At 62.8% G+C, this 15,149-nt stretch carries 12 protein-coding genes; 11 read left to right on the top strand and 1 reads right to left on the bottom strand.

The window, feature by feature from the left end; genetic code table 11:
• The first annotated feature begins 10 nt into the window (after positions 1 to 10).
• The 10 genes from B0G81_RS17155 (at position 11) to B0G81_RS17110 (ending at position 11,115) form a co-directional block, all read left to right on the top strand.
• Positions 11 to 1,216, top strand: coding sequence for a 1-deoxy-D-xylulose-5-phosphate reductoisomerase (locus B0G81_RS17155; RefSeq protein WP_106279639.1), 1,206 nt, complete (start codon positions 11 to 13; stop codon positions 1,214 to 1,216).
• Positions 1,217 to 1,223: 7 nt separating this feature from the next.
• On the top strand, positions 1,224 to 2,609 hold the full coding sequence (rseP, locus tag B0G81_RS17150) for an RIP metalloprotease RseP (protein ID WP_134137762.1): 1,386 nt from the start codon (positions 1,224 to 1,226) through the stop codon (positions 2,607 to 2,609).
• Positions 2,610 to 2,676: 67 nt separating this feature from the next.
• Entirely contained in the window at positions 2,677 to 4,980 is a 2,304-nt protein-coding gene (gene bamA, locus B0G81_RS17145; RefSeq protein WP_106279641.1) for an outer membrane protein assembly factor BamA, read from the top strand.
• Between the two features lie 62 nt (positions 4,981 to 5,042).
• Positions 5,043 to 5,564 (top strand): OmpH family outer membrane protein, encoded by a 522-nt coding sequence (locus tag B0G81_RS17140; protein WP_181196514.1) that lies wholly within the window; start codon positions 5,043 to 5,045, stop codon positions 5,562 to 5,564.
• A gap of 74 nt (positions 5,565 to 5,638) precedes the next feature.
• Positions 5,639 to 6,739, top strand: a complete 1,101-nt coding sequence (lpxD, locus tag B0G81_RS17135; protein WP_134137761.1) for a UDP-3-O-(3-hydroxymyristoyl)glucosamine N-acyltransferase — start codon at positions 5,639 to 5,641, stop codon at positions 6,737 to 6,739.
• A gap of 228 nt (positions 6,740 to 6,967) precedes the next feature.
• Positions 6,968 to 7,432 (top strand): 3-hydroxyacyl-ACP dehydratase FabZ, encoded by a 465-nt coding sequence (fabZ, locus tag B0G81_RS17130; RefSeq protein ID WP_012433437.1) that lies wholly within the window; start codon positions 6,968 to 6,970, stop codon positions 7,430 to 7,432.
• Positions 7,433 to 7,550: 118 nt separating this feature from the next.
• Complete coding sequence (lpxA, locus tag B0G81_RS17125) at positions 7,551 to 8,339, top strand: acyl-ACP--UDP-N-acetylglucosamine O-acyltransferase (RefSeq protein WP_116148372.1); 789 nt, start codon at positions 7,551 to 7,553, stop codon at positions 8,337 to 8,339.
• Between the two features lie 3 nt (positions 8,340 to 8,342).
• On the top strand, positions 8,343 to 9,512 hold the full coding sequence (lpxB, locus tag B0G81_RS17120; protein ID WP_106279647.1) for a lipid-A-disaccharide synthase: 1,170 nt from the start codon (positions 8,343 to 8,345) through the stop codon (positions 9,510 to 9,512).
• Entirely contained in the window at positions 9,509 to 10,255 is a 747-nt protein-coding gene (rnhB, locus tag B0G81_RS17115; RefSeq protein ID WP_134137760.1) for a ribonuclease HII, read from the top strand. Before lpxB ends, rnhB begins: the two co-directional genes overlap by 4 nt.
• A gap of 74 nt (positions 10,256 to 10,329) precedes the next feature.
• Positions 10,330 to 11,115 carry an RNA methyltransferase gene (locus B0G81_RS17110; protein WP_134137759.1) on the top strand — a complete coding sequence of 262 codons (786 nt, stop codon included), beginning with the start codon at positions 10,330 to 10,332 and terminating at the stop codon, positions 11,113 to 11,115.
• A 154-nt stretch (positions 11,116 to 11,269) separates the two neighbouring features.
• Here the strand turns inward: B0G81_RS17110 and B0G81_RS17105 are convergent, their stop codons facing one another.
• Entirely contained in the window at positions 11,270 to 12,085 is an 816-nt protein-coding gene (locus B0G81_RS17105; protein WP_012433432.1) for a pyruvate, water dikinase regulatory protein, read from the bottom strand.
• A gap of 545 nt (positions 12,086 to 12,630) precedes the next feature.
• Between B0G81_RS17105 and ppsA the strand changes: the two genes are divergently transcribed.
• Positions 12,631 to 15,036, top strand: coding sequence for a phosphoenolpyruvate synthase (ppsA, locus tag B0G81_RS17100; protein ID WP_116117584.1), 2,406 nt, complete (start codon positions 12,631 to 12,633; stop codon positions 15,034 to 15,036).
• The last annotated feature ends 113 nt before the right edge of the window (positions 15,037 to 15,149 follow it).

Genomic DNA, 15,149 nt, shown 5'->3' with positions numbered 1-15,149 from the left:
AGAAAGAGATATGCAAAAACGTCTGACATTGCTCGGTTCCACGGGCTCGATTGGAGACAGCACGCTCGACGTCGTCGCGCGTCATCCCGAGCGCTTTTCGGTTTATGCGCTGAGCGCGCATCGCAACGGCGACAAGCTCGTCGAGCAATGCCTGCGCTTTCAGCCCGAAGTCGCAGTGGTCGGCGACGCCGATACGGCTGCCAGCGTCGCGGCGAAACTGCGCGAAGCGGGTTGCAAGACCGAGGTCACGTATGGACCGCAAGCGCTCGTCGACGTGTCGAAGAGCGACGGCTGCGATACGGTGGTCGCGGCGATCGTCGGCGCGGCCGGCCTGGCGCCGAGTCTTGCCGCAGCGCGCGCGGGCAAACGCATCCTGCTCGCCAACAAGGAAGCGCTGGTCATGTCCGGCGCGATCTTCATGGACGCGGTGCGCGACAACGGCGCCGTGCTGCTGCCGGTCGACAGCGAACACAACGCAATTTTCCAGTGCCTGCCGCGCGAGGCCGCGCTGCACGGCGGCGTCTCCAAGATCATTCTGACCGCGTCGGGCGGCCCGTTCCGCACGCGCGAACCGGCGACGCTCGTCGACGTCACGCCGGACGAAGCCTGTAAGCATCCGAACTGGGTCATGGGCCGCAAGATTTCGGTCGACTCGGCCACGATGATGAACAAGGGCCTCGAAGTGATCGAGGCACACTGGCTGTTCGATCTGCCGGGCGAGCGCATCGAGGTGCTGATTCACCCGCAAAGCGTGATTCACTCGATGGTGTCCTACGCCGACGGCTCGGTGCTCGCCCAACTGGGCAATCCCGACATGCGCACGCCGATCGCGCATGCGCTGGCGTTTCCGGATCGCGTCGATTCGGGCGTGGCGCAACTCGATCTGCTGCAGGTCGCGTCCCTCTCGTTCGAAAAGCCGGATTACACGCGCTTTCCGTGTCTTGCTCTCGCAGTGAAGGCGCTGGCCGAGGGCGGCCTGGCGAGCGCGGCGCTGAACGCCGCGAATGAAATCGCGGTTGAAGCGTTCCTCGCGCGCCAGATCGGTTTCATGGCGATTGCCCAGGTGGTCGACGCGGTGCTCAGCGCGTTGCCGAACCGCAGCGCGCACGCGCTCGAAGACGTGATCGAAGCGGATGCCGCCGCGCGCCGCGCCGCTGCCGAATTCATCGCGCGTCTGCCCGACGGCGCCCGTCGCACGGAACGCGCCGTCCAGTGAGGCGCTCATGAACCTGCTGATCGAACTGCTCGCCTTCGCGGTCGCGATTGGCGTACTCGTGGTCGTCCACGAATACGGGCATTACAGCGTGGCGCGCCTGTGCGGCGTCCAGGTGCTGCGCTTTTCGATCGGCTTCGGCAAGCCGCTGTTCCAGTGGGTGAGTCCGAAGACGGGCACCGAATGGACCATTGCCGCGCTGCCGCTCGGCGGCTACGTGAAGATGCTCGACGAGCGCGAAACGGGCGCTGAGCCGATTCCCGCCGAAGCCTTGCCGCATGCGTTCAACCGGCAATCCGTGTGGCGCCGTTTTGCGATTGTCGCGGCCGGTCCGGTCGCGAATTTCCTGCTGGCTATCGTGCTGTTCGCGCTCGTCTTCGCCAGTGGCGTGACGGAGCCGGCGGCGGTGATCGCGGCGCCCGCGCCGAATACGCCCGCGGCTGTTGCCGGTTTCGACGGCGGTGAAACGATCGTTGCCGTGCGCGCCGAGAACGCCGGCGAATCCGAGCCGGTGCGCTCCTGGTCGGATCTTCGCTGGAAGCTGCTGGGTGCGGCATTCGATCACAAGCGCGTCGTGCTGAGCGCGAAAGATGCGCACGGTACGTCGGATTTTCAGCTCGATCTACGCGGCCTCAGCGAAAAAGATGTCGACGACGACTTCATGTCGCATCTCGGTTTCGAGCCGGGCGGTGGCAAGCTGACGGTCGCGGGCGTGCAGCCGGGCAGCGCGGCGCAAAAGGCCGGCCTCGTTGCCGGCGATCGTCTGCGTGCCGTCGACGGTATTCCGACCGATAACGCCACGGCCTTCATCGCTTATGTAAAATCGCACGCCGGCAAAGCGGTGACGCTGCAGGTCGAGCGCGGCGGTAAGGCAGCGGACAAGCTCGAAGACGTGAACATCGTGCCGCAGGCACAGCGCGATGAAACGACCGGGCAGCAGATCGGCCGCATCGGCGCGGAACTGGCCACGCAGGTGCCGTCGATCGACGTGCATTACGGTCCGGTTGAAAGCTTGCAGTTGGGCGCGCGCCGCACGTGGGATCTCGCGGTTTACTCGGTGCGCATGTTCGGCAGGATGATCGTAGGCGAGGCATCGCTGAAAAATCTTTCCGGTCCGGTGACGATCGCGGATTACGCAGGAAAGAGCGCACGTCTAGGTCCTTCTGCATTCCTGTCGTTCCTGGCCCTTGTCAGTATTAGTCTTGGTGTACTGAACCTGTTACCAATTCCGGTATTGGACGGGGGTCATCTGTTATATTATTTGGTTGAAGCTGTTACCGGTAAAGTTGTCTCCGATCGCTGGCAACTCGTTTTTCAGAGGGCGGGTCTCGCCTGCATCGTCGCGTTGTCGGCGATCGCGCTGTTCAACGATCTGGCTCGTTTAATCCATTTTTAAAGTGTTCGGCGGCGTTCACGATGGCGACCGCCCGACCTGATGCAGCTATACACACTGGGGAAGCACGTTGTTTAAACCTCATCGCTTTGTTCCAAAGACGGTTATAGCCGCGGCGTTCGCCGCGCATGGGCTGGTTGCTCACGCAACGACGCCCTTCGTGGTGCAAGACATCCGGATCGAGGGATTGCAACGCGTCGAACCTGGTACCGTGTTTGCCTACCTGCCTATCAAGCAAGGCGACACCTTCAGCGACGACAAGGCATCGGAAGCCATCCGCGCTTTGTATGCCACGGGCTTCTTCAACGACGTCAAGATCGCGACCGAAGGCAACGTCGTCATCGTGCAGGTGCTGGAACGTCCGGCCATCGGCACGATCGACTTCGCCGGCATTCATGAGTTCGACAAGGAAAATCTGACCAAGGCGCTGCGCGCCGTGGGTTTGTCGCAAGGCCGTTATTACGACAAGGCCTTGGTCGACAAGGCCGAGCAGGAACTGAAGCGTCAGTATCTGACGCGCGGCTACTACGCCGCTGAAGTCACCACCACGATCACGCCGATCGACCGCAATCGCGTGTCGGTGCTGTTCTCGGTGGCCGAAGGTCCGAGCGCGAAGATCCGCCAGATCAACTTCATCGGCAACAAGGCGTTCAGCACGGGCACGCTGCGCGACGAAATGCAGTTGTCCACGCCGAACTGGTTCTCGTGGTACACGAAGAACGACCTGTACGCGAAAGACAAGCTGACCGGCGACCTCGAAAACGTTCGCTCGTATTATCTGAATCGCGGCTATCTCGAGTTCAACATCGAATCGACCCAGGTGTCGATCACGCCGGACAAGAAGGACATGTATCTGACGGTCACGCTGCACGAAGGCGAACCGTACACGATTTCGAATATCAAGCTGGCGGGCAATCTGCTCGATCGCGAGCCGGAGCTGGCCAAGCTCATCAAGATCAAACCGGGCGACCGCTTCTCGGCTGAAAAGCTGCAGGCCACCACCAAGGCTATCGTCGACAAGCTGGGCGAATACGGCTATGCGTTCGCCACGGTCAACGCGCAGCCGCAGATCGATCAGGCCAACCATAAGGTCGACCTGACGCTGCAGGTGGATCCGAGCCGCCGCGTCTACGTGCGCCGCATCAACGTGGTCGGCAATACGCGTACGCGTGACGAAGTGGTGCGCCGCGAAATGCGCCAGCTCGAAAGCTCGTGGTTCGATTCGAACCGCCTCGCGCTGTCGAAAGACCGGATCAACCGTCTCGGCTACTTTACCGATGTCGACGTGACCACGGTGCCCGTGGAAGGCACGCCGGACCAGGTCGATGTGGACGTCAAGGTGGCCGAAAAACCGACCGGCGCGATCACGCTGGGTGCGGGCTTCTCGTCGACCGACAAGGTGGTGCTCTCGGCCGGCGTGTCGCAAGACAACGTGTTCGGCTCGGGCACGAGTCTCTCGGTGAACATCAATACCGCGAAGACGTACCGTACGTTGACGGTCACGCAGGTCGACCCGTACTTCACGGTCGACGGCATCAAGCGCATTACCGACGTCTACTACCGTACGTACCAGCCGCTGTACTACTCCACGGATTCGAGCTTCAAGATCGTCACGATCGGTGGCGACCTGAAGTTCGGTATTCCGTTCTCGGAAGTCGACACGGTGTACTTCGGCGCCGGCCTCGAGCAGAACCAGCTGGATATCGACGCGAACACGCCGCAGAGCTACATCGACTACGTGCATGAATTCGGCCGCGTGTCGAACAACGTGCCGATCACGGTGGGCTGGTCGCGCGACGCGCGTGACAGCGCGCTGGTGCCGAGCCGCGGCTACTTCACGCAGGCGAACGCCGAATACGGCACGCCGATCGGCGGCACGCAGTACTACAAGGCCGACATCAACGCGCAGTACTATTATTCGTTCTCGCGCGGGTTCGTGCTGGGCTTCAACTTCCAGGGCGGTTACGGTAACGGCCTCGGCGGCAAGCCTTATCCGATTTTCAAGAACTACTATGCGGGCGGTATCGGTTCGGTGCGGGGCTACGAGCCGAGCTCGCTGGGTCCGCGCGACGCCAAGACGAACGACCCGATCGGCGGCTCGAAGCTGCTGGTGGGTAACATCGAATTGACGTTCCCGCTGCCGGGCACGGGCTACGACCGCACGTTGCGTGTCTTCACGTTCCTCGACGCCGGTAACGTGTGGGGTACGGAAGGCAACAGTATCGGCGCCAACGGCCTGCGTTACGGCTACGGTGTCGGTCTGGCGTGGATCTCGCCGATCGGCCCGCTCAAGCTCAGCCTGGGCTTCCCGCTTACGAAGCACACCGGCGACCAGTATCAGAAATTCCAGTTCCAGATCGGGACGGCATTCTGATCCGGCGGCCTGGAGGCAGGCGGCTGGCGGCCCGGCCAAACTACAGTATCGAGAGGATGACTTTGCTAACCGGTATGTTTTCGAAACGTGTGGCGTGCGCGCTGGCGCTGGCAATGACCCTGGGTGTCGGGGTCGCGCATGGGCAGGAGGCCAGGATCGCGGCGGTGAATTCCGACCGCATCCTGCGCGAATCCGCTGCCGCGAAGGCCGCGCAGGTCAAGCTCGAGGCCGAGTTCGCCAAGCGTGACAAGGACCTGGCCGACATGGCGCAGAAGCTGAAGTCGATGTCCGATTCGCTCGACAAGAGCGGCGCGTCCATGTCGCCCGCCGATCGCGCGCAGAAGCAGCGCGATCTGTCGCAACTGGACACGGACTTCCAGCGCAAGCAACGCGAGTTTCGTGAGGATCTGAACCAGCGCCGCAACGAAGAACTGGCGGCGGTGCTCGACCGCGCCAACAAGGTGATCAAACAGATCGCCGAAGCGCAGCATTACGATCTGATCGTTCAGGAAGCGGTGTACGTGAGCCCGCGCATCGATATCACCGATCAGGTGCTGAAGGCTCTGGCGGCGTCGGGTAACTGAGCGTGGCTGCCGGGCTTAACGGCCCCGGCAGCGGATCTGACAAGTCGGACCGAATACCAGGAGACAGGATAGGCATGGCATTTACGCTCGAGGACATCGTCCAGCGGTTCGGCGGTGAAGTAGTCGGAGACGGTTCGCAGCGCGTCGGCAGTCTCGCGCCGCTCGACCAGGCAGGCCCGGACCAGCTGGCGTTCCTCGCCAATCCGAAGTACCTGTCGCAGGTCGAAACGACCCGTGCGGGCGCGGTGTTGATTAACGCCGACGACCTCGCCAAGCTCGCTTCCCGCGAGAATCGTAACTTCATCGTCACGCCGAATCCGTACGCTTACTTCGCGCGCGTCGCGCAAACTTTCATCGACCTCGCTGCGCCCAAGGCGGCGCCCGGCGTGCATCCGAGCGCGACCATCGACCCGTCGGCGCAGATCGCCGCGAGCGCGGTGATCGGCCCGCACGTCACGGTGGAAGCGGGTGCGGTGATCGGCGACAACGTGCGGCTCGACGCCAATGTCGTGATCGGCCGTGGCACGCGCATCGGCGCGGGCTCGCATCTTTATCCCAATGTCGCGGTGTACCACGGTTGCAGGCTCGCCGAGCGCGTGATCGTGCACGCGGGCGCGGTGATCGGCTCGGACGGTTTCGGCTTCGCACCGGATTTCGTCGGCGAGGGTGAGGCGCGTACCGGCAGCTGGGTGAAGATTCCGCAGGTCGGCGGCGTGTCCATCGCGGCCGACGTCGAAATCGGCGCGAACACCACTATCGACCGTGGCGCCATGGCGGACACGATCATCGAAGAGTGCGTGAAGATCGACAACCTGGTGCAGATCGGCCACAACTGCAAAGTCGGCGCTTATACGGTGATTGCCGGCTGCGCGGGTATCGCGGGCAGCACGACGATCGGCCGCCATTGCCTGATCGGCGGCGCGGTGGGGATTGCCGGGCATGTCACGCTGGCCGACTATGTGATCGTCACGGCCAAGTCCGGCGTCTCGAAGTCGCTGCTCAAGCCTGGTATGTACACCAGTGCCTTCCCGGCCGTGAACCATGCAGACTGGAACAAGAGCGCGGCGTTGCTGCGCAATATCGACAAACTTCGCGATCGAATCAAGGCGCTTGAAAACGCCGCGGCTGAGAAGCAGGACGGCTCAGCAAGCAATTCCGCGGGCAGCAAAGCCTGAACCTCAGGGCAACTCGCAGGGCAATTGACTCAGCAGACTCAGCATTTCGCCGGGCAACCCGCCGGCACCGCGTAAAATGGCGGGCAAGCAACAGGAAGCAAAGTCGGTTGCCGTGACCGGGTGGCGCGGCCGCCGGGTCACGGCGAGCGCCGGCAGCACGCTTTACCAATCCACCTGCACCAGCATCCGCAGTCATCACCGCGCAGTCAATGCGTGAGCAGAAACACCATGAGCACCGAAAAAATCAATCTCGACATTCATAAGATTCTCACGCTGCTGCCGCATCGTTACCCGATCCTGCTGGTCGACCGGGTGCTCGAACTCGAGCCGCACAAGTGCATCAAAGCGTTGAAGAACGTGTCGATCAACGAACCGTATTTTCAGGGCCACTTCCCGACGCGTCCGGTGATGCCGGGCGTGCTGATTCTCGAAGCACTCGCGCAAACGGCGGCCCTGCTGACGTTTTCGGAAGAGCCGAGCGACCCGTCGAACACGCTGTATCTGTTCGTCGGCATCGACAACGCGCGCTTCAAGCGCGTGGTGGAACCGGGCGATCAGCTGATCCTGAACTGCACGTTCGAGCGTCACATGCGCGGCATCTGGAAGTTCAAGGCGCGCGCCGAAGTGGATGGCGTGGTCGCGGCGGAAGCCGACCTGATGTGCGCGGTGCGGCACACGGACAAAGACGCTTAAACGCACTTAGGCGCGAGGCGCTTAAGCCAGCGTCCGGGCGGTCGGCGGCGTCATGCGCGCGCCGGCCTCCCGCCAGATGCCCATCCAGACAACGCAACAGAATCAGAAGCGAGGACGCATGAGCAGGATTCATCCCACTGCGATCGTCGAACCGGGCGCACAACTCGACGAATCCGTCGAAGTCGGACCGTATGCCGTGATCGGCGCACATGTGACGATCGGCGCACGGACCATGGTCGGTTCGCACAGCGTGATCGAAGGTCACACCACCCTCGGCGAAGACAACAGGATCGGTCACTACGCATCGGTCGGCGGCCGTCCGCAGGACATGAAGTACAAGGACGAGCCGACCCGGCTCGTGGTCGGCAACCGCAACACGATCCGCGAATTCACCACGATCCACACCGGCACGATGCAGGACGCGGGCGTCACCACGCTCGGCGACGACAACTGGATCATGGCGTACGTGCACATCGGGCACGATTGCCACGTCGGCAGCAACGTCATTCTGTCGAGCAACGCGCAGATGGCCGGACACGTCACGATCGGCGATCACGCGATCGTCGGCGGCATGTCGGGCGTGCATCAGTTCGTGCGCATCGGTGCGCATTCCATGCTGGGCGGCGCTTCGGCGCTGGTGCAGGACATTCCGCCGTTCGTGATCGCCGCCGGTAACAAGGCCGAGCCGCACGGCATCAACGTTGAAGGCCTGCGCCGCCGCGGTTTCTCGCCGGACGCGATTTCGGCGCTGCGCGCGGCGTATCGCGTGCTGTACAAGAACGGCCTCTCGCTTGAAGAAGCGAAGGTGCAGTTGCGCGAACTCGCGACCGCGGGCGGCGATGGCGATGCGCCGGTGCAGACGCTGCTCGCGTTCGTCGAAGCGTCGCAACGCGGCATCATCCGCTAACCGATGGCATTGCAACCCAGTCCATTGCGCGTCGCGATGGTGGCCGGCGAGCCGTCCGGCGACCTGCTGGCGGCCTCGCTGCTCGACGGCCTCACGAGCCGTCTGCCCGCCGGCACCCAGTACTACGGGATCGGCGGCCCACGCATGATCGCCACGGGCTTCGACGCCCACTTTCCGATGGAGAAGCTCTCGGTGCGCGGCTATGTCGAGGCGCTGAAGCATATTCCCGGCATTCTCGGCATTCGCAACGAACTGAAGCGGCAGTTGCTGGCAGAGCCGCCGTCGGTGTTCGTCGGCGTGGATGCGCCCGATTTCAATTTCGGGCTCGAGCATCCGTTGCGCGAGGCCGGGATCCCAACCGTTCACTTCGTGTGTCCGTCCATCTGGGCGTGGCGCGGCGGCCGCATCAAGAAGATCGCCAAGGCGGTCGACCACATGCTGTGCGTGTTCCCGTTCGAGACGGCGCTGCTGGAAAAAGCCGGTGTCGCGGCCTCGTACGTGGGCCATCCGCTCGCTGACGAAATTCCGCTCGTGCCGGACACGCTGGGCGCACGCCGGGCACTGGGTCTTGCGGAAGACGGCCCGATCATCGCGGTCCTGCCGGGTAGCCGGCGCTCGGAGATCGATTTGATCGGCCCGACGTTCTTCGCCGCGATGGAGATGATGCAGCATCAGGAGCCGAGTCTGCGCTTCGTGATGCCGGCGGCCACGCCGGCGCTGCGCGAAATGCTGCGGCCGCTGGTCGATTCGCACCCCGGCCTCGCGCTGACGATTACCGACGGCCAGGCGCAACTCGCCATGACCGCGGCCGACGCGATCCTCGTGAAGAGCGGCACCGTAACGCTCGAAGCAGCGCTGCTGAAAAAGCCGATGGTGATCTCGTACAAGGTGCCCTGGCTGACCGGCCAGATCATGCGCCGCCAGGGCTATCTGCCGTATGTCGGGCTGCCGAACATCCTGGCGGGGCGCTTCGTGGTGCCGGAGATCCTGCAGCACTTCGCCACGCCCCAGGCGCTGGCCGAAGCCACGCTGAAACAGTTGCGCGACGAGACCAACCGGCGCACGCTGACGGAAATCTTCACGGAGATGCATCACGTGCTGAAGCAGAACACCGCGCAGCGTGCGGCGGAAGTCGTGGCGAGCGTCATCGAAAAGCGGAAGGGGCGGCCGTGACGCTGTCACGCGCGCCTCGCCGTAAAACCGTCGCCGGAGCGGCGGCGCAGCAGGTCGGCCTGAACTTCGAGACGCCGGATGACATCGTCTGCGGCGTCGACGAAGCAGGGCGCGGCCCGTTGGCCGGCCCGGTCGTGGCCGCGGCGGTAATTTTCGACCCGTCGAAGCCGATGATTCGCGGCCTGGACGACTCCAAAGTATTGACCGCGAAAAAGCGCGACGAACTGTACGACAAGATCGTCGACCGGGCGCTCGCTTACTGCATCGCGTCGGCAACCGTCGAAGAAATCGATTCGCTGAATATCCTGCATGCCACCATGCTCGCCATGAAGCGCGCCGTGGAGGGCCTGTCGGTCATGCCGACGCTCGTCAAGATCGACGGCAATCGCTGCCCGACGCTGAGCGTGCGTAGTGAAGCGGTGATCGGCGGCGACGCGCTCGTCAAAAGCATTTCGGCGGCGTCGATTCTTGCCAAGGTCACGCGCGACCGGATGCTGCTCGAATTGCATCAGACGCATCCCGTCTACGGCTTCAACGCGCATGCCGGTTACGGCACGCCACAGCATCTCAAAGCGCTGCGCGAGCATGGGCCTTGCGAGCATCATCGGCGTTCATTCGCACCGGTGCGTGAGGCGCATCTGCGCCTGGGCACCGGCGTGCCGCTGCCGGCGGGTGAAGTGATCGTCGTGTCCGAAGTGATGTTCGACGACGACGCCTTCGGCGAACGCGGCAGCGCTGCCTGAGCTTCGCACGAGCGCCTCATGAGCGCTGCGTGTGCCCCACTCTTTCCTCATTCTCACTGTTTTCTTCGCTGCCTGTGAAAGCCATCACCTCGCGGGACAATCCGCTCTACAAGCGCCTGAAGGCACTGGCCGGCTCGACGCATCAACAGCGCAAGAGCGGCCACGCGCTGCTCGAAGGGTTTCATCTCGCGAGCGCCTATCTCGACGTCGCCGGGCAACCGGAAATGTGCATCGTCACCGACGGCGCGCTGCGCCACGACGAAGCGCAGGCGATCGTTTCGCGCATCGAAGATCATCGTGTCGTGACGCTGCCTGATGCGATGTTCGGGCAGTTGTCAAATGTCGTGCACGGTGTGGGCATTCTGCTACTGGTTGAAAAGCTCGATACGCCGCTGCCCGAGACGGTCGCGCAAACCTGCCTCGTGCTCGACGGCGTACAGGACGCAGGCAACGTCGGCTCGATTCTGCGCAGCGCGGCGGCCGCCGGCATTCAGCAGGTGTTCTGCGCGCCGGGTACGGCGTACGCGTGGTCGTCGAAAGTCTTGCGCTCGGGCATGGGCGCGCATTTCCTGCTGCAGATTCACGAGGACGTGGAAGCGCAAACGCTGATTGAGCGCCTCGCGCTGCCGATCGTGATTACAGATTCGCACGGCGCCGAGGCGATCTACGATTGCGACCTGAGCGGACCGCTCGCGTGGGTGTTCGGCAACGAAGGCGCGGGCGTCTCGCAAATCTGGCGCGACAAGGTTTCGTTGCGGGTGACGATTCCCCAGCCGGGCGGCATGGAGTCGCTGAATGTGGCGGCCGCGGCGGCCGTGTGCGTGTTCGAGCAGTGCCGCCAGCAGCGCGGCCGTAGCTAAATCAGCAGACCTGCGCCCCCGCGCTCGTCCGCGCTCGAGGCCGTTTCAGGCCGCGAGGCTCTGATCGTGCCTATGCCGTGGCTCGACAACACGCATGTTCGCGCGCGCGTCCATGTTCAAGGCCGCCGGGCTTGCGCGACCCATGCGCACAGACTCAATAAGAAGGCCTATCCAGCTTGATTTCCTGCAGGATCGTCGTCGCGATCTCTTCGATCGACTTGTGCGTCGACGACAACCACTTGATCCCTTCACGCCGCATCATCGCTTCGGCTTCGTTGATTTCATAACGGCAATTCTCCGGCGCGGCGTACTTGCTGCCGGGCCGGCGCTCGTTGCGAATCTCCGAAAGCCGCTGCGGATCGATCGACAAACCGAACATCTTCTGCCGATGCGCCAGCAACGGCGTCGGCAATTTGCCGCGTTCGAAATCTTCCGGAATCAACGGATAGTTGGCCGCCTTCACGCCATACTGCATGGCCAGATAGAGGCTCGTCGGCGTCTTGCCGCTGCGCGACACGCCGACCAGAATCACGTCGGCGTCCGCGAGATTACGGTTCGATTGACCGTCGTCGTGAGCGAGCGAAAAGTTGATCGCCTCGATCCGGTTCTTGTACTCCTCGGTGTCGGCGTTCTGGTGGCCGCGGCCCATCGCGTGGCTCGACTTCAGTTCCAGTTCCTGTTCGAGCGGCTCGACGAAAGTCTGAAACATGTCCAGCACCAGCGCATTCGAGCCTTTGACGATCTGATTCGACGCGCTGTCCACCAGCGTGGTGAAGACGATCGGACGGCGGCCGTCCTGCACGATCGCTTCGTTGATCTTTTCGAGCGTGGCGTAGGCCTTCTCGGTCGAGTCGACAAAGGGCACGCGAACCAGGCGGAATTTCTGGTCGAACTGGGAGAGGATCGAATGCGCGAAGGTTTCGGCAGTGATCCCGGTACCGTCGGAGACGATGAATACGGTGGGCGGCATCAGTGGGGCTGGGGAACGTGAGCGGAAAAAAGCGCTCGAAAGAAACATCGCTGTGCGGACGACGCTGCCCGGTGGCTAACCGGAGATTGCAGCAGCGTCCGACCAGCGCGCCGTGGGCACCGCAACTGCGTCCGGATGGCGGCGGGGCCTCGCAAAAGCCCGCTGGCCGGTCCGGGGCGCGATTCGAGGCGCAATTCTCGTCCGACTGTCACATTTCGAGAGTCGGCACGGTAGAATAGCGGCAACCTGTTGGATAAGCAATTGCGGGCGATTGGCGGCTAACTTACCGCGAACGATCGTTCAACACCTCGCTTTTGGTCGGTATTTCTGGTCGCCAAGCGGCAGTCAACGCGAGGGATCAATCGGTAAAATCGTCCATTCGCGTGCTTCGTCGCATATCGGGCGCAAGCCGCGCTCGGCCATTTTGCAACAAGCGATTGCTTCTCCAACAGGTTGTGCAAGACGCGAGCTTACGCTCCCAATGGGCGTCTCGCGTTCGAGCCCACTTGCACAGCCGTGAATTTCTTTCACACTTAGGGGCTTGTATGACTAACGCAGTTACCGTCGCAAAGGATAAGGCGTATGTAGTTCCGTTCGAGCAGTTGCGGATGACCGACGTGGAAATCGTCGGTGGCAAGAACGCGTCGCTTGGCGAGATGATCAGTCAGCTCGCTGAAGCAGGCGTGCGCGTGCCGACCGGTTTCGCCACTACCGCGCTGGCCTTCCGCGACTTCCTGCATCACAACAATCTGACCGAACGCATCGCCAAACGTCTCGAAACGCTCGACGTCGACGACGTGAAGTCGCTCGCGGAAGCGGGCAAGGAGATCCGTCAATGGATCGTCGACGCGCCGTTCCAGCCGCAACTCGAGGCGGATATCCGCGCGGGCTTCGACACCCTGCAAAACAGCTCGCCTGAAGAGCTGTCGTTCGCCGTGCGTTCGTCGGCCACGGCGGAAGACTTGCCGGACGCATCGTTCGCGGGTCAGCAGGAAAGCTACCTCAACGTAGTCGGCATCGAAGAGGTGCTCGACCGCATGAAGCATGTGTTCGCGTCGCTGTACAACGACCGCGCTATCTCCTATCGCGTCCACAAGGGCTTCACTCACGCTGAGGTCGCGTTGTCGGCGGGTGTGCAGCGCATGGTGCGCTCGGACGTCGGCGCAGCCGGCGTGATGTTCACGCTGGACACCGAATCGGGCTTCAAGGACGCTGTCTTCATCACGTCGAGCTATGGCCTCGGCGAAACCGTGGTGCAAGGCGCGGTGAATCCGGACGAGTTCTACGTCTACAAGACCACGCTTGCGCAAGGCAAGTACCCGATCATCCGCCGCTCGATCGGCTCGAAGCTGATCAAGATGGAATTCACCAAGGCGGGCGAAGAGGGCCGCGTGAAGACCGTCGACGTGGCGCACGAGCAGCGCAACCGCTTTTCGATCACGGACGAAGACGTGATCGAACTGGCCAAATACGCCGTCATCATCGAAAAGCACTACGAGCGTCCGATGGACATCGAGTGGGGCAAGGACGGCCGCGACGGCAAGATCTTCATTCTGCAGGCGCGCCCGGAAACGGTGAAGAGCCAGGCGGCGGGCAAGGCCGAGCAGCGCTTCAAGCTGAAGGGCCAATCGAACGTGCTGGCCACCGGCCGCGCGATCGGTCAGAAGATCGGCGCGGGTCCCGTGCGCGTAATTCACGATCCGTCGGAAATGGACCGTGTGCAGCCGGGCGACGTGCTGGTCGCCGACATGACCGACCCGAACTGGGAGCCGGTCATGAAGCGCGCTTCGGCAATCGTCACGAACCGTGGCGGCCGTACCTGCCACGCGGCGATTATTGCGCGTGAACTGGGCGTGCCGGCGGTGGTTGGCTGCGGCGACGCGACCGACGTGCTGAAGGAAGGCGCGCTCGTCACCGTATCGTGCGCGGAAGGCGACGAAGGCAGAATCTACGACGGCCTGCTCGAAACCGAAATCACCGAAGTCCAGCGCGGCGAACTGCCGCCGATTCCGGTGAAGATCATGATGAACGTGGGCAATCCGCAACTGGCTTTCGACTTCTCGCAACTTCCGAACGCAGGCGTGGGTCTCGCGCGTCTCGAGTTCATCATCAACAACAACATCGGCGTTCACCCGAAGGCGATTCTCGAGTACCCGAACATCGATCAGGACCTGAAGAAGGCCGTGGAAAGCGTTGCTCGCGGTCACGCCTCGCCGCGCGCGTTCTACGTCGACAAGCTGACCGAAGGTATCGCCACGATCGCGGCGGCGTTCTATCCGAAGCCCGTGATCGTGCGTCTGTCGGACTTCAAGTCGAACGAGTACAAGAAGCTGATCGGCGGTTCGCGCTACGAGCCGGACGAAGAAAACCCGATGCTGGGTTTCCGCGGTGCATCGCGCTATATCGCGGACGACTTCGCCGAAGCGTTCCAGATGGAATGCATCGCGCTGAAGAAGGTGCGCGAAGAAATGGGCCTCGACAACGTCGAGATCATGGTGCCGTTCGTGCGTACGCTGAAGCAGGCGGAGCGCGTGGTTGGGCTGCTGGGCAAGTACGGCCTGAAGCGCGGCGAGAATGGCCTGCGCCTGATCATGATGTGCGAAGTGCCGTCGAACGCGATTCTGGCCGAAGAATTCCTGCAATTCTTCGACGGCTTCTCGATTGGCTCGAACGACCTGACGCAACTCACGCTCGGCCTCGATCGTGACTCCGGCATGGAACTGCTGGCGGTGGATTTCGATGAACGCGATCCGGCGGTCAAGTTCCTGTTGAAGCGCGCGATCGACACGTGTCTGCGCCTGGACAAGTACGTCGGTATTTGCGGCCAGGGCCCGTCGGATCATCCGGACTTTGCGCAATGGCTGACCGATGAAGGCATCAAGTCGATCTCGCTGAACCCTGACACGATCGTCGAGACGTGGCAGCAACTGGCCAAGTCGGCAAAGCAGTAAGGCGAACGGCATGCCGCTTCCTAAGCGGCATGCATAACGTGCGATGCGGTAGGTCAAGCGCGCGTCGAATGCACGTGAAACCATGCTGTATCGCCCGTTGAACGCGCTCGCTT

It is taken from the genome of Paraburkholderia sp. BL6665CI2N2 (assembly GCF_004366535.1).
Taxonomy (GTDB): domain Bacteria; phylum Pseudomonadota; class Gammaproteobacteria; order Burkholderiales; family Burkholderiaceae; genus Paraburkholderia.
This window is presented reverse-complemented; position numbering and strand designations above follow the sequence as displayed.